The sequence below is a fragment of the Acidovorax sp. GW821-FHT10A04 genome (assembly GCF_059415825.1).
The window spans coordinates 143,045-160,404 of record NZ_JBWKNZ010000005.1; the positions used below are offsets into that span (position 1 = coordinate 143,045).

Sequence of the window (17,360 nt, forward strand, 5' to 3'; positions counted from 1 at the left end):
GCTCCCGCTACCAGCTGGCATCCAGGCCCAGCAGCGCCAGGGCCTCGCGGCGCAGCTCGGCCAGGCGCGGGTCGCCGCGGTGGCGTGGGTAAGGCAAATCGTTCACCAGCACCTGCTGGATGCGCGCCGGCCGGTCAGAGAACACCACCACGCGCTGCGCCATGAACAGCGCCTCTTCCACGTCGTGGGTGACCAACAGGGCCGAGAAGCCCGTGCGCTGCCACAGGTCCACGAGCTCGGTCTGCATGGACAGGCGCGTGAGCGAGTCGAGCTTGCCCAGCGGTTCGTCCAGCACCAGGAGGCTCGGATCGTTGACCAGGGCCCGCGCCAGCGCCACGCGCTGCGCCATGCCGCCCGACAGTTGGTGCGGGAAGGCCTTGGCAAAGTCCTGCAGACCGACCAGGCGCAGCGCCTGGTCCACCCGGTGGCGCTGGGCGCGCAAAATGCCGCGCGCCTGCAGGCCCAGGGCCACGTTGTCCCACACCGTGCGCCAGGGGAACAGCGTCGGGTCCTGGAAGACCACGATGCGCGAGGGATCGGGTTCGGTGATGGGCGCGCCGTCCTGCAGCAGCTCGCCCGTGGTCGCGGGCTCCAGCCCCGCCACCAGGCGCAGCAAGGTGCTCTTGCCGCAGCCGCTGGGTCCGAGCAGGGCCACGAATTCACCAGGAGCGATCGACAGGTCGAGCTCGTCGATCACGTGCAGCGGGCCGGCGGGCAGGTCGAACCAGTGGCTTACATTGCGCACGTCGATGCGTGCGCCGGTGACCTTGGCGGCAGCGGTCGACTCCGAAGCAACGGCACTCACCATTTCACCACCCCCTTCTGCCAGGACAGCACCCGGTCGCGCAGCACGAACAGCAAAGTGATGACGCCGGAGAACAGCAGCGCCATGACGATCAGCGCGGCATACATATTGGGGTACGCCGCCCAGCCCTGGGCCCAGGTCAGGTACCAGCCCAGGCCCGCCTTCACGCCCAGCATCTCGGCCACCACCAGGGTGGAGAACGCCGCCCCCAGGCCCATGAACAGGCCCACGAAGACCTGCGGCAGCGCGGCCGGTATGGCTACGCGCAGCACCAGGAACCAGGGCGACGCGCCCATGGTGCGCGCCACGTCGTAGTAATTCTTGTGCACGCCCGCCACGCCCGACCAGGTGAGGATGGCCACCGGGAAGGCCGTGCCCAGCGCGATCAAGAAGATCGCCGTGGACCAGCTCGACGGGAAGAAATAGAAGCTCACCGGCAGCAGCGCCGTGGTCGGCACGGGCCCCAGGATGCGCAGCACCGGGTGGATCCAGTAGCTGGCCTGGCGCGACCAGCCAATCAGCACGCCGGTGGTGAAGCCCGCTGCCGCGCCGATGGCGATGCCCAGGGCGAGCAGGCGGATCGATGCGCCGGCGCTCTCGAGCAGGCGCGCCCAGTCGGTCACAACCACCTCCACCAGGCTTTGCGGCGGGGCAAAGAACGGCGGCGGCAAAGTGCCGAGCTTGGCGGTGAACACCTCCCAGACCGCGAGGCCGACGGCGATGGCCACCAGCCAGGGGCCCGCGCGGCGCGCACGCCGGCCCACGGCCCCGAAGGCCGCAGGTGCGAAGGCCAGCGCCACCAGTGCCAGGGCCACGGCACCAGCCCCCAGGGCAAATTCCTGGGTGAACTCCCATTCGCTGAAACCGGCGGGCTTGTTGGGCCACAGGTAGGTGAGCAGGCCCAGGGCCGCCCAGGCGGCTGCAGCCACCAGACCTGTCCACCAGATGGCAGGGACGGGCTGGGCCGCGCCGAAGCTGGCGGGCGCTGCCGCAGCGGCTATGGGCGCTGCTGCACGGGGTGCCCGGGGCTGCTCGGCCACGGATGCGGGCGCTGGCAGGATGTGGTCGGCTACGGTGCTCATGGCGGAATCAGGCCAACACGTCGGCGTGCACATGCGCGGCAAAGCGCGCGGGGTCGGTGGAGGGCTTGAGCACCCCCACCAGCTTGAAGTCGCGCGCGTAGAACTCGATCTCCTGGCGCAGGGCCGTTCCCACGGGGTGGCTGCGGTGCGTGAGCGTGCCCAGCACGGCACGCAGGTCCTCCTGCGGCACCTTGGAATAGGGGCTGAAGATGCGTGCCGTCTCGTTGGGGTTGTCGGCCACGAAGTCCGAGGCCTCGATGATGGCGCGCGTGAGCGCCGCCGCCGTGCCCTTGTCATTGCGCACCATGGCGCCGCTCACGCCCAGCACGCAGCAGGTCTTGGCCGCGTACTCGCCCGAGAGGTTGGAGGCCAGGTCCACCAGGCCCTTGGTGCGGCGCTGGATCAACAGCAGGTTGGGGTCGCCGTCGGCAATGGCCTGGGCCTCGCCCTTTTCCACCGCCAGGCCCAGCATGTCGCCGGGGAACTGGCGCCAGGTGATGTCTTTTTCGGGGTTCAGGCCGGCCTTGGTCAGCAGCACCGAGAAGAAGTTCTTGCCCGGGCTGTTGAGGTCCGACACCGCGATGGTCTTGCCCTTGAGCTTTTGCACGCTGGTCACGCCCGCTGCCTCGTAGCCCACCAGGCGCGAGCAGCCGCCGTGCGAGCTGCCCACCAGCTTCACGTCGAAGCCCGACTCCAGCGGCTTGATCCAGCGGTGCACCATGCCCAGGCCGGCATCGGCCTTGGAGGTGGCGATGGTCTCCAGCAACTGGTCGGTGGAGCCTGCGAAGTTGACCAGCTCGACCTTGAGGCCGTGCTTTTCAAAAATGCCGCGCTCGATCGCCACCGGCGCGGCCGACAGGCAGATGGCATTGGCGTTCCACGCCAGCTTCACCTCGCGCAGCTTGCCGGCGGCCAGCACCTGGCTGCCGACCACGCCCGAAGCACCCACCACCGTGGCCGCACCCGTTGCACGCAGCAACTGCCGGCGCGACCAACGCGCTTCTCCCCCACCCAGAATCTGGCCCTTGTTGTTCATGCCCTGCTCCCCATGTGTAATGAAGACAACGGTGGCAAGCACCGCACCTGCCGCATTGCAAAGGCTGGGCAGCAAAATGAGAACGAAGAAAAACGGAGATGCATATGCAAAAGATTCCGCACACCCCGACGCCCAACACTGGTGCAATGCAGGGCATGCATGCCCTCGCCCCCACCGCCATGGAAAAAGCCGCCCCGACCTCCCCCGATGTCGCCCGCCTGCGCCACTTCGTGCAGCAGCTGGCCGCTTTGGTGGAAAGCGCCCCGCCCGAGCCCGCACTGCTCGAACGCGGTGGCGCGCTGCTCGGCGCCCTGGTGGCCCATGACGACTGGCTGCCCACAGCCTACGCACAGCCCAACCCCGAGCGCTACCAGCAGTTCCTGCTGCATGCCGATGCGCTGGGCCGCTTCTCGGTGGTGAGCTTTGTCTGGGGCCCGGGCCAGGCCACGCCCATCCACGACCACACGGTGTGGGGCCTGATCGGCATGCTGCGCGGCGCCGAGGATTCGCAGGCCTATGCCCGTACGGCGGACGGCCGCTGGGCGCCCGATGGCGCGCCGCACCGGCTGCAGCCGGGCCAGGTGGAGGCCGTGTCGCCCACCATCGGCGACGTGCACCGCGTGAGCAACGCGGTGGATGGCCAGACCTCCATCAGCATCCACGTCTACGGTGCCAACATCGGCGCCGTGCAGCGCAGCGTGTACCTCGAAGACGGCACGCGCAAACCTTTCATCTCCGGCTACAGCAACAGCACCCTGCCCAACATCTGGGACCTCTCGAAGAACCCGGCTCCCTCGGCCTGACACATTTTTCCCAAGACCCGTACGATTCCCACAATGACCGCTCCCGCCATTCCCCTGACTTCCGTTCTCCAGGTCCGCGAGGCCCTGCTGGCCCGTGAGGAAATCGCCCTGCTCGACGTGCGCGAGGAAGACCCCTATGCCCAGGGCCACCCGCTGTTCGCCGCCAACCTGCCCGCCGGCAAGATCGAATTGGACGCCTTCACGCGCATCCCACGGCGCGACACCTTCATCGTGGTCTACGACGATGGCGAGGGCCTGGCCGAGCCTGCGGCACGCACGCTGCAGCAGCTGGGCTACACCCGCGTGACCCTGCTGGCGCGCGGCCTGCAGGGCTGGCGCGATGCCGGGGGCGAGCTGTTCATCGACGTGAACGTGCCCAGCAAGTCCTTCGGCGAGCTGGTGGAGGCCGAGCGCCATACGCCCTCGCTGGCGGCCGAGGAAGTGCAGGCCCTGATCGACGCCAAGGCCGACGTGGTGGTGCTCGACGCACGCCGCTACGACGAGTACCACACCATGAACATCCCGACGGGCGTGAGCGTGCCCGGTGCCGAGCTGGTGCTGCGCGCGCAGGCGCTGGCGCCCAACCCGGCCACGCAGATCATCGTCAACTGCGCCGGGCGCACGCGCAGCATCATCGGCACGCAGTCGCTGGTCAACGCGGGCATTCCCAACCCCGTGGCCGCGCTGCGCAACGGCACCATCGGCTGGCTGCTGGCCGGCCAGACGCTGGAGCGCGGTGCCAGCCGCCGCTTCGACCCCGCCGTGCACATCGACCGCAGCCAGGCCCCCGGGCAGGCGCGCAACGTGGCCGACCGCGCCCGCGTGCAGCGCGCCCAGGCCGGCGACCTGGCCCGCTTTGCGGCCGAGGCCGGGCGCACCACCTACCTGCTGGACGTGCGCACGCCCGAGGAGTTCGCGGCCGGCCACCTGCCCGGCTTTCGCAACACGCCCGGCGGGCAGCTGGTGCAGGAGACCGACCACACGGCCGCCGTGCGCGGTGCGCGCCTGGTGCTGGTGGACGACGACGGCGTGCGCGCCAACATGAGCGCCTCGTGGCTGGCCCAGATGGGCTGGGAGGCGTGGGTGCTCGATGGCGTGCAGGCCTCCGCCTTCACCGAGACCGGTACCGTGGCCAACACCGTGCCCGAGCCGAAGGGCCCCATCGCCTGGACCACGCCCGCGCAACTGGCCGCCTGGCTCCAGGACGAAGCCCCCGGCCACACCGCCGTGCTGGACCTGACCAGCAGCGCCAACTACACGCAGCGCCACATCCCCAGCGCCTGGTTCGTGATCCGCGCGCAGCTGGCGCAGGCCGTGGCCGCCATCCCGCGCGCCGAGCGCTATGTGCTCACCTGCGGCAGCAGCCTGCTGGCCCGCTATGCCGCGCAGGACCTGGCCCGCCTCACAGGCGCCGAGGCGCTGGTGCTCGAAGGCGGCACCCAGGCCTGGATCGCGGCCAACCTGCCGCTGGAGCATGGCGAGACGCGCCTGGCCTCGCCCCGCACCGACCGCTACCGCCGCCCCTACGAGGGCACGGAGAGCCCGCGCGCGGCCATGCAGGCCTACCTGGACTGGGAGTTCGGGCTGGTGGAGCAGCTCGGGCGCGACGGCACGCACGGCTTTCGGGTCATCTGAAGCGCCACTGCGCGGGCGGCCTGCAAGGCCGTGCCCGCAGGCGCATGGAAGAGCGCGCCCCAGCCTGAGGCAATCCGCAGCCCCGCCCCCCGGCGCTGCGGCCTTCCAGGCCGCGCCACGGCGCTCCGAGCCGTCAACAATTGTCAAAACGGGGCCATTGCCCCCACAACGGCGCGTAAACGGTCCCATTTGGCGAGGCATCCCGGCATAGTCGCGGCGTCTGCTCCTGCAACCGCATTGCAGAAGCGAGCCAGCGAGACCCCTTCATGATGCCCAGATCCCCGGCGGGGCTGCCCGGCGCAGCCCTCGCACTGTTTGTTGCCCTGCCCAGTCTGTGGCTGCCCCTGCCCTCCCATGCCAACCCGGTGTGCCCAGCATCGGGCGAGCGGACGGTGCTGCATGTGCACATCACAACCCAGCCTGCGCAGGCCTGTGACATGCAGGCGCTGGAGCGGCTTTCGCCACGCGAAATCGCTACCACCCTGCCGCAAGCGCTGGGCATGCCGGGCAAGTCCCGGTGGCGCGGCGTGTCCTTGCGCCAGCTGGTGGAACAGCTGGGAGGCAACGAACAGCACCAGATCGAACTGACGGCCCTGAACGACTACTCCGTTCGCATCCCCTGGAGCGATCTGGTCGAGTACGACCCCATCCTGGCCTACCGGCGCGACCAGCAGCCGATCGGCATCCGCGACAAGGGGCCGCTGATCCTGATCTACCCCTTTGACCGGCACCCCCGCTTGCAAAAGCAGGACTACGTCAACCGCACCATCTGGCAGGTCAATGTCCTCTCCGTCCGATAAGCTGCGGCCGCCTGCGCCCCAGGCCTGCCGCCTGCCACCCCACCGCAATGGAACCTACTGGCTGTTGGCCCTGGTGGCGGCCATGGTGCTGGCCACGTCCGTCGCCCTGTGGTGGACGCTCCACCAGGTGCGCTCACTGGCGCAACCCTTTCAGCAAAGCGACCTGTGGCATGTGTCCAGCGTCCACAGCGAACTGGCGCGGGTGGCCCTGCTGGCCCGTAAGGTCAAGGCCCAGGAAGCGCCCGAGGCGGAGCTGCAGGAGCGCCTGGAGGTCCTCTTCAGCACGCTCGACCTGTCCGACACCAGCCCGCGCCTGGGCACCCGCCTGCGGCAGGAGCTCCCCCAGACCGTGCTCGACCTGGAAGACCTGGGCAGGCATGTCGACCGGTGGTCGGCCCGCTTCGCATCAGCGCCGCCCGTGCGTGGCGACGTGGCCGGCGACATCACCCTGCATGCCGACGAACTGCTGCAGCGCATCCGCAAGGCGGTCGTGGCGGTGCACCTGTTTTCCACGCAGGAGTCCGACCGCATTCGCCAGGACCTGCACAGCCAGTTCATGCTGCTCAGCGCCGTGCTCGGCGGCCTGCTGGTCGGCACGGCCCTTTTGATCCGCAAGCTGCTGCACGAAGCCCGATCGGCCCAGGCCCTGTCCCAGCAGTTGGCACAGGCCAACCGCCAGCTGGAGGTGCGCGTGGCCAGCCGCACGCGCGAGATCGAGGAGAACCGCGCGCTGCTGAGCTTCATCCTCGATTCCAGCCCGAGCGATGTGGTGCTGGTGGACGTCGAAAGCGGCTTCGTGCACTTCATCAACAGCCAGATGGTGGAACGCCTGGGCCTGCAATTTCCGCCCATCAAGCTGTTCCTGCCGCAGCTGCTGCACGAACCGGGCGCCAGCCAGCAATTGATGGCGGCGCTGGACCGGTACGGCCAGGTGGATGGCATGGAAGCGCTGATCGGCGCGAAGAATCCCCGCTGGAGCTCCCTGTCCGCACGCCTCATCGAGGTCGATGGCAAGCTGGCCCACCTGCTGTGGTGCTTCGACATCAGCACGCACAAGCAACTGGAGTCGCAGCTGCGCGAGCTGGCCACGCGCGACTCGCTGACCGGCATGCTCAACCGGCGGGCCTTCCTGGAGCGCGGCACCGCCTTGCTCGACCACTGCCGCCGCCATGCCAAGCCCTGCACCGTGCTGATGATCGACATCGATCACTTCAAGCGCATCAACGACCGGTATGGGCACCAGACCGGTGACGACTCGCTACGCGCCTGCGCCACCTCGATTGCGAACGTGCTGCGCGAGGCCGACATCCTCGGGCGGCTGGGCGGCGAGGAGTTTGCCGCGCTGCTGCCCCATTCGTCCACCGAGAGCGCCTGGTCCGTGGCCGAACGCATCCGCGACGCCATCGCCAAGCTGCAGATCCTGTCCATCGCCAGCGAGCCACTGAAGATCACCGTGTCCATCGGCATGGCCGAGATGGCGCACCGGGACGCCGGGATCGACACCATCCTCGCCTGGGCAGACCAGGCGCTGTACCGCGCCAAGGCCTCCGGCCGCAACAAGGTGCTCGCCTATGAAAGCGCTGCCGCGCACTCCCAATGACCCACGTACCACCAACACCATGAGCCTGCAACTCCTGATCGTCGACGACAGCCGCATGTCCCGGCTCATCCTGCAGGGTCTCGTCCTGCAGGCCTACCCCCAATGGACCATCCTGCACGCCGGCAGTGGCGAAGAAGCCCTGGCCATGGTGGAGCAGCATGCCGTGGACATCGTGTCCATGGACTTCAACATGCACGGGATGAATGGCCTGGAGGCGGCCCTGCTGCTGCGCAAGACCCGGCCCCAGCTGCCCATCGCGATCGTCACGGCCAACGTCCAGGGGGCCGTGCAGGAACGCATCGAGGAAGCCGGCCTGGCCTTCATCGCCAAGCCCATCACGGCCGATGCAGCGAGGAAGCTCGCCGCACTGGCAGGAGAAAAGGAATGAAGCACCCCCTGAGTCGCTTTGCGCCGTCCCCCTCTCCTATTGCTTCGCAATCTGGGAGGGGGACGCCCCCAGCGCGGCGGGGCGGCCCTTGCGTGGGGGCACTGGCCTTGGGCGCGCCAGTTTCATGCGTCGCAGGTGACGCGCAGCGCTGTGGAGAGTGATATGACTGCCAAGCTTGATGCGGAGCAAATCGACGCGCTCAGCGAGATCTTCAACATTGGCGTCGGCAAGGCCGCTGCGGCCATGGGCCAGCTCATGCGCGACGAGGTGCTGCTGTCGGTGCCGCACGTGAGCATCTTCACGGTGAGCGAGGCGGCCCAGCAACTGGGCGCGGCCGGCAGCCCCATGTACGGGGTTCGCCAGCCTTTCAGGGGGGTGTTCAACGGCGATGCGCTGCTGATCTTCCCGGGCGACAAGAGCCTCGACATCGTGCGCATCGTCGCCGGCCAGAGCCTGAGCGGCGAGGACTTGAGCAGCATCGAGCAGGACGCGATGACAGAGCTGGGCAATGTGATGCTCAGCGCCTGCCTGGCCACGCTGGCCGACCTGCTGGGCAACGAGTTCGAGCTGAGCCCGCCCCGCGTCGATGTGGGCGACAGCCGCACCATCCTGGGCACGCGCATCCAGAACCACCTGGTGGTGTTCCTGCACATCCGCTTCGAACTGCTCAGCAGCCAGATCGAGGGCTTCGTGGTGTTCGTGCTCAACACCACCTCCTTGCTGGCCCTGCGCTCTGCGGTGGACCGGCTGCTGGGCCGCCCGGCAGAGGCGGACTGACCGGCCAGCCGAAAGCCTGCGCCGACCTGTCGGCGCGTGCAGGGCTGCCACAAAATGGGCCTATAAAGGCGGCTGCGCATTGCACGCGCACAGGAGACCAGCCCATGATGCCTTCCAACCGCCACCTGACCTTCTTCCACGCCCCGCAAAGCCGCTCCGTCGGGGCCCGCATCCTCATCGAGGAACTGGGGGCCGAGCACGAGATGCATGTGCTCAACCTCAAGGCCAAGCAGCAGCGCGAGGCCGACTACCTGGCCATCAACCCCATGGGCAAGGTACCGGCACTGCTCCACGGCGAGACGCTGGTCACCGAGCAGGCGGCGGTCTACATGTACCTGGCCGAGCTGTACCCCGAGCGCGGCCTCTCCCCCGCCGTGGGCGATCCGCTGCGCGGCGCCTACCTGCGCTGGATGGTGTTCTATGGCTCGTGCTTCGAGCCTGCCGTGGTGGACAAGGCCATGCAGCGCGACAGCGGCTCGCAGTCCACCTCACCGTATGGCGACTACGAGAGCGTGCTGCGCACGCTCAATGCGCAGATCGAGCAGGCCAACCCCTGGTGGCTCGGAGACCGGTTCACGGCGGCCGATGTGCTGTGGGGCAGCGCGCTGGGCTGGATATCGTCGTTCAAGCTGTTTCCGATCACGCCTGCGCTGTCCGCCTACCTGGCAAGGTTCCAGGCGCGCGAGGCGGTCCAGCGCGCCCAGGCACTCGACGCCGAATTGGCGGCACAGCAGCAGCAATCCGCCGCTGCAGAGCCCGCCAGCAAGGCCTGAACGGCCAGGCCTCTCCTCTCAGGGCGTGCCGCTGGCAGGCAGCGCGCCATGGCGCCATTGCACGTTCAGCGCAAAGGACTCCCCCTGCTCCAGCACGCGCAGGCCGGGCTGCCCCGGCAGGTGGAAGGCATCGATGGGCTGGGTGATGGGCTCGAAGCAGAAGGCCGGGCCCTGCGGGGGGCGGTAGACCAGGCAGAAGTGCTGCGTGACGCCGCCGTCCTGCGCAAAGTCCGGCATGTGGGCGGTCAGCCGGAGGCCGCGCTCGGGCCAGTCGATGCGTGCCGCGCCGCCCCAGCCGGTGTAGCCGTTGTCGATCAGGTCGCCCTGCGCGGAGATGCCGGCATTCAGGTTCCAGCCTTCGGGAAACTGCGGGGAGTGCTGCGTGGGCAACGGGTCATCGCCGCACAGCCACACGGCCTGCACCGGCGCGCTGATGCGCGTGCCCGGCGTGCGCGGAAACCAGGGGTGCACGCCGATGCCATAGGGCAGCGGCTCGGCGCCGCGGTGGCGCACCAGCACATGCTGGTCCAGCCCGCCCTCCACCAGGCGAAAGGTCTGCACCGATTCGTAGTCGTAGGGGTTGCCCTGGAAGCATTCGGAGCGCAGGTGCATCTGCAGCGTGTCCGGCGCGGGCTGCGACAGGGTCCAGGGCTGCAGCCAGCCATCACCGTGGATGGGATAGGGCTCCCCTGCCCGGTTGGGCTGCATGGGATGGAACTTTCCGGCGTGGGTGAAGCCCCCGCCGCTGATGCGGTTGGACCAGGGCACCATGGCAAACGACGCAAGCTGGTACAGGTCGGGCGTGGCCCCGTCCCAGGGGCGCCAGAGGTCGATCCGGCCGCCAGGCTGCCCGGGGGCGTCGATCTGCCAGGCAGCCACGCTGCCGCCCAGGGAGGGGACCAGCCCCAGGTGCTGGCCCGCATGGCTCAGCCAGGTAATGGGGTGGGTGGTGGAATCGCTCATGCGCATGCTTTCGTGAGGGAGGTCAGCCGGCGAACAGATGGGCCGGCACGCCGGGGCTGTCGATCTCGATGGCAAACACGCTGCCGGCCAGCGGCTGTGCAGCGAGCTGCTCGGGCGTGAGGCCGACCCGCGCGGTGGTGATGAACAGCGTGCGCAGGTCCGCGCCGCCAAAGGCGCAGGTGGTGACCTGGCTTGCGGGCAGCACCACGCGGCCCAGTTCCTCGGCCGTCTCGGGGTCGTGGCAGGTCACGCAGTGGCCGCCCCAGTGGGCGATCCAGAGGCGGCCCAGGGCGTCGGTGGTCATGCCGTCGGGCAGGCCGTCCTCGGCACTGAAGCGTTTCCACATCTGCTTGTGGGAAACGGTGCCTGCGGCCGCATCGAAGTCGTAGCGCCAGGTGATAGAACTGAGCGTATCGTTGAAGTACAGGCACTGGCGGCCCTCCGCCAGGGCCCAGGTGGGCCCGTTGGTCACCACGAAGCCCTCGTCGTGGCGCGTGCAGCGGCCATCGGGGTCGTAGCGGTAGAGCGCGCCGGTGGGCAGCTGGCAGTCGAAGTCCATGCTGCCGCCCCAGAAGCGGCCCTCGGCATCGCACTTGCCATCGTTGAAGCGGTTGCCCGGCAACTCGGCCACGGGCTGGTGCAGGTAGCGCGGGGCGTTGTCGGTGGCGGGGTCGAACAGCGCGAAGCCGCGCCGCAGGGTGATGATCAGGCCGGGCGCGTCCCGGCGCTCGGCCAGGGCCGAGATCTCTTCGTCGAAGCTCCACTGCGTCTGCACGCCCGTGGCCGGGTCCAGCCGGTACAGGCGGCAGCCCAGGATGTCCAGCCAATACACCACCTGCTCACGCACGGACCATACAAGCCCCTCCCCCAGCTGCGCATCGGCTTCGACCACGCAGCGCAGGGGCCCCGTGGGGCTGGGGACGGGAAATCGCGACGCAGCGGACGCTGCCATGGGACTCTGGTTGCTCAAAGCTTGTCTCCTGATTGTTGTTTAGCTGCCTGCCACTTGACGCCGGGCATCTTATCAACGTCAATTGATGCATGGAATGATTATTTTTGGAATTTTTCGATATACAAATTGCAATGACAACTGATATCCATACCCCCTCCCAGCCCGCCACGCTCGCCCAATTTCCCAGCCTGCAAGGCCGATCGGTCTTCGTCACGGGCGGGGGCAGCGGCATCGGCGCGGCCATCGTCGCGGCGTTCGCCGAACAGGGTGCGCGCGTGGCCTTCGTGGACGTGGCGCGCGAAGCCAGCGAAGCCCTGGCGCAGCAGATCGCCGACGCAGGCCACCCGCGCCCCTGGTGGCAGGCGTGCGACGTGCGCGACATCGCCGCGCTGCAAGACTCCATTGCCCGTGCAGCGGCAGCGTTGGGCGATTTCTCGGTACTGGTGAACAACGTGGCCAGCGACGACCGCCATACGCTGGAATCCGTGACGCCCGACTACTACGACGAGCGCATGGCCATCAACGAGCGCCCGGCCTTCTTCGCCATCCAGGCCGTGGTGCCCGGCATGCGCCGCCTGGGCGCGGGCTCGGTGGTCAACCTGGGCTCCACGGGCTGGCAGGGCAAGGGCGCAGGCTACCCCTGCTATGCCATTGCCAAGTCGTCGGTGAACGGGCTCACGCGGGGACTGGCGCGCACGCTTGGTCAAGACCGCATCCGCATCAACACCGTGTCGCCCGGCTGGGTGATGACCGAGCGCCAGATCAAGCTCTGGCTCGACGCTGAGGGAGAGAAGGAGCTGGCGCGCAACCAGTGCCTGCCCGACAAGCTGCGCCCGCACGACATCGCGCGCATGGTGCTGTTCCTGGCGTCGGACGATGCCGCCATGTGCACAGCGCAAGAGTTCAAAGTGGACGCCGGCTGGGTGTAGCCCTCCCCCGGCTCAGTCTCCCGCTTCCAGCCGGCGCCCGTACTGCACCAGGCTGGTCTGCTTGAGGGCCTTCATCATCACCTTGGCGGCGGGCGAGAGCAGGCGGTCGGTGCGGGTGATGATGCCGAAGGCGTCCATGTGGCAGGGCATGGCCAGCGGCAGCACCGACACCATGCCGTGCGATGCGTAGTAGTGCGCCACATCGGCGCCGACCACGGCGATCATGTCGCTCTGCTGCAGCATGCGCGTCATGAACAGCAGGGCCGCGGTCTCCACCACGTTGACCGGCGGCGCCAGGCCCTCCTGCTGGAACATCAGGTCGAAGCGGTGCCGCAGCACGCTGCCCGCGGGCGGCACGATCCAGCCGGCAGCCAGCACATCGCGCAGGGCCAAGCCCGCCATGCCCGACAGCGGGTGGCCCGGTCGGGTCACCGCGCAGACCAGCTCCTCGCTCAGCGGCTCGTAGCGCAGGTTGGCCTTGTCGTGCTCCTCGAACAGCCGGCCCACCAGGATGTCGAGCTTGCCCTGCTCAAGCCGGTCCATCAGCACCGGGCTGGTCTCGATATCGAGCGAGATGCGCAGGCTCGGGTGCTCCTGCTTGACCAGGGCCACGGCGGCCGGCAGCAGGCTCAGGCCCGGCGAGGTGATGGCGCCGATGCCCACCTGGCCGAAATGCCCGGTCTTGAGGGCCGCCAGCTCCACATGTGCCTGGTTCAGGCTGGCCAGCGCCATGCGCGCGTGGCGGATCATGGTCTCGCCGTACCAGGTGGGGCGCATGCCGCGCGGCAGGCGCTCGAACAGCGAGACCTCCAGCACGTCCTCCAGGTCCTTGAGCAGCTTGGAGGCCGCCGGCTGGGTCATGCTGAGCACCTGGGCCGCACGGTGGATGTTGCCCTCCTCGGCCAGGGCCACCAGCAGCAGCAGCTGGCGCGTCTTCAGGCGTGCGCGGATGAACCAGTGGTTGTAGGTGCTCATGGGGTTTTCCAGAATGCGTGGACGTATATGTATTTTGTCAAAAAAACTATTAGATTGATATCTAAATCGATCTTAGACTTTGGCGCACATCTGCACCAAGGTTCTTTCCCAGGTCCCCATGAAACTCGGCGACACACAGCAGCTCACCCCCCGGCACCTCATCAATGGGCGCTGGGAGATCGGCACCACCACCGGCGTGAGCACCAATCCCTCCGACACCCGTGAAGTGGTGGCCGAGTACGCCCGGGCCGACCGCAACCAGACCGAGCGCGCCATCCGCGCCGCCGCCGACGCCCTGCCCCACTGGAGCCAGAGCAGCCCCCAGCGCCGCGCCGACGTGCTCGACCTGATCGGCAGCGAACTGCTGGCGCGCAAGGATGCCCTGGGCACCCTGCTGGCCCGCGAGGAAGGCAAGACCCTGCCCGAGGCCGTGGCCGAGGTGGCCCGTGCCGGCCAGATCTTCAAGTTCTTTGCCGGCGAGGCGCTGCGCATCCCGGGCGAGCTCATGGCCTCGGTGCGCCAGGGCGTGCAGGTGGACGTGACCCGCGAGCCCGTGGGCGTGGTCGGCATCGTCGCCCCCTGGAACTTCCCGTTCGCGATCCCGGCCTGGAAGATCGCCCCCGCCCTGGCCTACGGCAACACGGTGGTGTTCAAGCCGGCCGAACTGGTCGCCGCCTGCGGCTGGGCCCTGGCCGAGATCATCAGCCGCTGCGGCCTGCCGGCCGGCGTGTTCAACCTGCTCATGGGCAGTGGCCGCGAGGTCGGGCAGACCCTGGTGGACCACCCGCTGGTGAATGCGATCAGCTTTACGGGATCGGTCGATACCGGAGAGCGCATCCTCAAGTCGGCCACCGCGCGCCGCGCCAAGGTGCAGCTGGAGATGGGCGGCAAGAACCCGCTGGTGGTGCTGGCCGACGCCGACATGGACCAGGCCATCGACTGCGCGCTGCAGGGCTCGTACTTCTCCACCGGCCAGCGCTGCACGGCTTCGAGCCGGTTGATCGTGGAATCGGGCGTGCACGACGCTTTCGTGGACCGGCTGCGCCAGCGGCTCGTGGCCCTGAAGGTGGGCCACGCGCTCGAACGCGGCACCGAGATGGGCCCGGTGGCCGATGCCGGCCAGCTGGAACAAAACCTGTCTTATGTGGAGATCGCCCGGAGCGAGGGTGCCCAGCATGTCTGGGGCGGCGAGCGCCTGGAACGCGCCACGCCCGGCCACTACATGGCCCCCGCCCTGCTCCTGGCCCGGCCCGAGCACCGCATCGCCCGCGAGGAGATCTTCGGCCCCGTGGCCTGCGTGCTGCGCGCCGACGACTACGAGCATGCGCTGGCCCTGGCCAACGACACGCCCTATGGCCTGTGCGCAGGCATCTGCACCACCTCGCTCAAGCACGCCATGCATTTCAAGCGCAATGCCGTGGTCGGCATGACCATGGTCAACCTGCCCACGGCGGGGGTGGACTTCCACGTGCCCTTCGGCGGGCGCAAGGATTCGAGCCACGGCCCGCGCGAGCAGGGCCGCTACGCCGCCGAGTTCTACACCACGGTCAAGACCGGCTACATGCTGGCCTGAAACGCCCGCTTCCCTTTCCCCGCAGTGCATTTCTTTCTTCCACAACAGCGTCAACAACAGACAGACAGGAGACAAATGATGAAACTGAACCGCCGGACCCTCGTATCCGCCCTTGCCTGCGCCCCCGTGGCCGGGCTGCTCCCGGGCGCCGCCTGGGCCCAGAAACCCATCGTGCTGGGCTTCAGCCAGGTGGGTGCCGAAAGCGAGTGGCGCACCGCCAACACCGAGTCGATCAAGTCCGCCGCCAAGGAGGCGGGGATCGAGCTCAAGTTCTCCGACGCCCAGCAAAAGCAGGAGAACCAGATCAAGGCCATCCGCTCTTTCATCGCGCAGAAGGTGGACGTGATCGCCTTCTCGCCCGTGGTCGAGTCGGGCTGGGAGAACGTGCTGCGCGAAGCCAAGGCCGCCAAGATCCCCGTGGTGCTGACCGACCGCTCGGTCAACGTCAAGGACCAGTCGCTGTACGTGACCTTCATGGGCTCGGACTTCGTGGAAGAAGGCCGCAAGGCCGGCCGCTGGCTGGTCGACAAGATGAAGGACCAGAAGGGCGACGTCAACATCGTCGAGCTGCAGGGCACCGTGGGCTCGGCCCCGGCCATCGACCGCAAGAAGGGCTTCGAGGAAATCGTCAAGGCCGACCCCAAGTTCAAGATCCTGCGCTCGCAGACCGGTGACTTCACCCGCGCCAAGGGCAAGGAGGTGATGGAAGCCTTCCTCAAGGCCGAGGGCAAGAAGATCAACGTGCTCTACGCGCACAACGACGACATGGCCATCGGCGCGATCCAGGCCATCGAGGAGGCCGGCCTCAAGCCCGCCAAGGACATCACCATCATCTCCATCGACGCGGTCAAGGGCGCCTTCGAGGCCATGATCGCCGGCAAGCTCAACGTGAGCGTGGAATGCAGCCCCCTGCTGGGCCCGCAGCTGATGAGCGCCGTGAAGGACATCAAGGCCGGCAAGGCGGTGCAAAAGCGCATCGTGACCGAGGAAGGCATCTTCCCGATGGAAGTGGCTGCCGCCGAGTTCCCGAAACGCAAGTACTGATGATGCCGCTGCTGCCGGCGCCAAGCCGGCAGCATGGCGGGAGGCCGGCCCGGGCCATCGCAGGCTTTGCTGGGGCCGGGAACAAAACCATAAAACCAGGAGACAAATCCATGAAACGCACCATCTTCAAGGCCGCACTGGCCACCGTGGCACTTGCCGCCATGGGCACCGCGCCGCTGGCGCTGGCCCAGGACAAGGGCAGCATCGGCATCTCCATGCCCACCAAGTCCTCGTCGCGCTGGATCGCCGATGGCGACAACATGGTCAAGGTGCTCAAGGAGCGCGGCTACAAGACCGATCTGCAGTACGCGGACGATGACATCCCCAACCAGCTCGCGCAGATCGAGAACATGATCACCAAGGGCGCCAAGGTGCTGGTGATCGCCTCCATCGACGGCACCACCCTCTCGCGCGTGCTGCAGAACGCGGCCGACAAGGGCGTCAAGGTCATCGCCTACGACCGCCTGATCAAGGGCTCGAAGAACGTGGACTACTACGCCACCTTCGACAACTTCCAGGTCGGCGTGCTGCAGGCCAGCTCCATCGTCGACAAGCTGGGCCTGAAGCAGGGCAAGGGCCCGTTCAACATCGAACTCTTCGGCGGCTCGCCCGACGACAACAACGCCTTCTTCTTCTACGACGGCGCCATGAGCGTGCTCAAGCCCTACATCGACAGCGGCAAGCTGGTGGTGCGCAGCAAGCAGATGGGCATGAACAAGGTGGGCACGCTGCGCTGGGACGGCTCGGTGGCGCAGGCGCGCATGGACAACCTGCTCTCGGCCTACTACGGCAAGGACAAGGTGCATGCCGTGCTCTCGCCCTACGACGGCCTGTCCATCGGCATCCTGTCCTCGCTCAAGGGCGTGGGCTACTGCACGGCCCAGCAGCCCTGCCCGGTGGTGAGCGGCCAGGACGCCGAGATCCCCTCGGTCAAGTCCATCCTCAAGGGCGAGCAGTTCTCCACCGTGTTCAAGGACACGCGCGAACTGGCCAAGGTCGCCGCCAACATGGTGGACGCCACGCTCTCGGGCAAGCAGCCCGAGATCAACGACACCAAGACCTACAACAACGGCGAGAAGGTCGTGCCCTCCTACCTGCTCAAGCCGGTGTCGGTCGATGCCGCCAACTGGAATGCGGTGCTGGTGGGCAGCGGCTACTACAAGGAATCGCAGGTGAAATAAGCCAGGCCTGGCACCCGGAGGGCGGCAGCGCATCGCCCCCGGCG

General features: G+C 68.1%; 17 protein-coding genes. 11 read left to right on the forward strand and 6 right to left on the reverse strand.

What is annotated here, in order from left to right:
• Positions 1-7 precede the first annotated feature (7 nt).
• The 3 genes from AC07PF_RS12850 to AC07PF_RS12860 are packed head-to-tail and all read right to left on the reverse strand — an operon-like array spanning position 8 to position 2,923.
• On the reverse strand, positions 8-808 hold the full coding sequence (locus tag AC07PF_RS12850; protein ID WP_494612134.1) for an ABC transporter ATP-binding protein: 801 nt from the start codon (positions 806-808) through the stop codon (positions 8-10).
• A complete protein-coding gene (locus tag AC07PF_RS12855; RefSeq protein ID WP_494612135.1) occupies positions 802-1,887 on the reverse strand; it encodes an ABC transporter permease in 1,086 nt (361 codons plus the stop codon). The genes AC07PF_RS12850 and AC07PF_RS12855 overlap by 7 nt, the downstream gene beginning before the upstream one ends.
• A gap of 7 nt (positions 1,888-1,894) precedes the next feature.
• Positions 1,895-2,923 carry an ABC transporter substrate-binding protein gene (locus AC07PF_RS12860; protein WP_494612136.1) on the reverse strand — a complete coding sequence of 343 codons (1,029 nt, stop codon included), beginning with the start codon at positions 2,921-2,923 and terminating at the stop codon, positions 1,895-1,897.
• A gap of 155 nt (positions 2,924-3,078) precedes the next feature.
• Between AC07PF_RS12860 and AC07PF_RS12865 the strand changes: the two genes are divergently transcribed.
• The 7 genes from AC07PF_RS12865 to AC07PF_RS12895 all read left to right on the forward strand — a co-directional run bounded on the left by AC07PF_RS12865 (position 3,079) and on the right by AC07PF_RS12895 (position 9,699).
• Positions 3,079-3,726 carry a cysteine dioxygenase family protein gene (locus AC07PF_RS12865; protein ID WP_494612137.1) on the forward strand — a complete coding sequence of 216 codons (648 nt, stop codon included), beginning with the start codon at positions 3,079-3,081 and terminating at the stop codon, positions 3,724-3,726.
• A gap of 33 nt (positions 3,727-3,759) precedes the next feature.
• Complete coding sequence (locus tag AC07PF_RS12870) at positions 3,760-5,361, forward strand: rhodanese homology domain-containing protein (protein ID WP_494612138.1); 1,602 nt, start codon at positions 3,760-3,762, stop codon at positions 5,359-5,361.
• Positions 5,362-5,627: 266 nt separating this feature from the next.
• Positions 5,628-6,161, forward strand: coding sequence for a putative pterin-binding protein (locus AC07PF_RS12875; RefSeq protein WP_007858004.1), 534 nt, complete (start codon positions 5,628-5,630; stop codon positions 6,159-6,161).
• The gene (locus AC07PF_RS12880; RefSeq protein WP_494612139.1) at positions 6,142-7,761 is read left to right on the forward strand and encodes a sensor domain-containing diguanylate cyclase; all 1,620 of its coding nucleotides are present in this window, start codon (positions 6,142-6,144) and stop codon (positions 7,759-7,761) included. Before AC07PF_RS12875 ends, AC07PF_RS12880 begins: the two co-directional genes overlap by 20 nt.
• Positions 7,762-7,780: 19 nt before the next feature.
• Positions 7,781-8,149, forward strand: coding sequence for a response regulator (locus AC07PF_RS12885; protein ID WP_494608118.1), 369 nt, complete (start codon positions 7,781-7,783; stop codon positions 8,147-8,149).
• A gap of 162 nt (positions 8,150-8,311) precedes the next feature.
• Positions 8,312-8,926 (forward strand): hypothetical protein, encoded by a 615-nt coding sequence (locus AC07PF_RS12890; RefSeq protein WP_007858083.1) that lies wholly within the window; start codon positions 8,312-8,314, stop codon positions 8,924-8,926.
• Positions 8,927-9,033: 107 nt separating this feature from the next.
• A complete protein-coding gene (locus tag AC07PF_RS12895) occupies positions 9,034-9,699 on the forward strand; it encodes a glutathione S-transferase family protein (protein WP_035205433.1) in 666 nt (221 codons plus the stop codon).
• Positions 9,700-9,717: 18 nt separating this feature from the next.
• On the opposite strand, the gene AC07PF_RS12900 is transcribed toward AC07PF_RS12895, so the two are convergent.
• Positions 9,718-10,662 (reverse strand): aldose 1-epimerase, encoded by a 945-nt coding sequence (locus AC07PF_RS12900; RefSeq protein WP_035205436.1) that lies wholly within the window; start codon positions 10,660-10,662, stop codon positions 9,718-9,720.
• A gap of 22 nt (positions 10,663-10,684) precedes the next feature.
• Positions 10,685-11,614 (reverse strand): SMP-30/gluconolactonase/LRE family protein, encoded by a 930-nt coding sequence (locus AC07PF_RS12905; protein ID WP_494612282.1) that lies wholly within the window; start codon positions 11,612-11,614, stop codon positions 10,685-10,687.
• A 131-nt stretch (positions 11,615-11,745) separates the two neighbouring features.
• On the opposite strand from AC07PF_RS12905, the gene AC07PF_RS12910 reads away from it, so the two are divergent.
• Entirely contained in the window at positions 11,746-12,543 is a 798-nt protein-coding gene (locus AC07PF_RS12910) for an SDR family NAD(P)-dependent oxidoreductase (RefSeq protein ID WP_494612140.1), read from the forward strand.
• Between the two features lie 12 nt (positions 12,544-12,555).
• Here AC07PF_RS12910 and AC07PF_RS12915 read toward each other — a convergent pair whose 3' ends face one another.
• Positions 12,556-13,518, reverse strand: a complete 963-nt coding sequence (locus tag AC07PF_RS12915) for a LysR family transcriptional regulator (protein ID WP_007858090.1) — start codon at positions 13,516-13,518, stop codon at positions 12,556-12,558.
• Positions 13,519-13,636: 118 nt separating this feature from the next.
• On the opposite strand from AC07PF_RS12915, the gene AC07PF_RS12920 reads away from it, so the two are divergent.
• From AC07PF_RS12920 to chvE, 3 genes are all read left to right on the forward strand, one after another.
• Positions 13,637-15,091 (forward strand): aldehyde dehydrogenase family protein, encoded by a 1,455-nt coding sequence (locus AC07PF_RS12920; RefSeq protein ID WP_494608123.1) that lies wholly within the window; start codon positions 13,637-13,639, stop codon positions 15,089-15,091.
• 78 nt (positions 15,092-15,169) lie between these two features.
• Entirely contained in the window at positions 15,170-16,135 is a 966-nt protein-coding gene (locus tag AC07PF_RS12925; RefSeq protein ID WP_494612141.1) for an ABC transporter substrate-binding protein, read from the forward strand.
• Between the two features lie 110 nt (positions 16,136-16,245).
• Positions 16,246-17,316, forward strand: coding sequence for a multiple monosaccharide ABC transporter substrate-binding protein (gene chvE / locus AC07PF_RS12930; RefSeq protein WP_494612142.1), 1,071 nt, complete (start codon positions 16,246-16,248; stop codon positions 17,314-17,316).
• Positions 17,317-17,360: the final 44 nt, after the last annotated feature.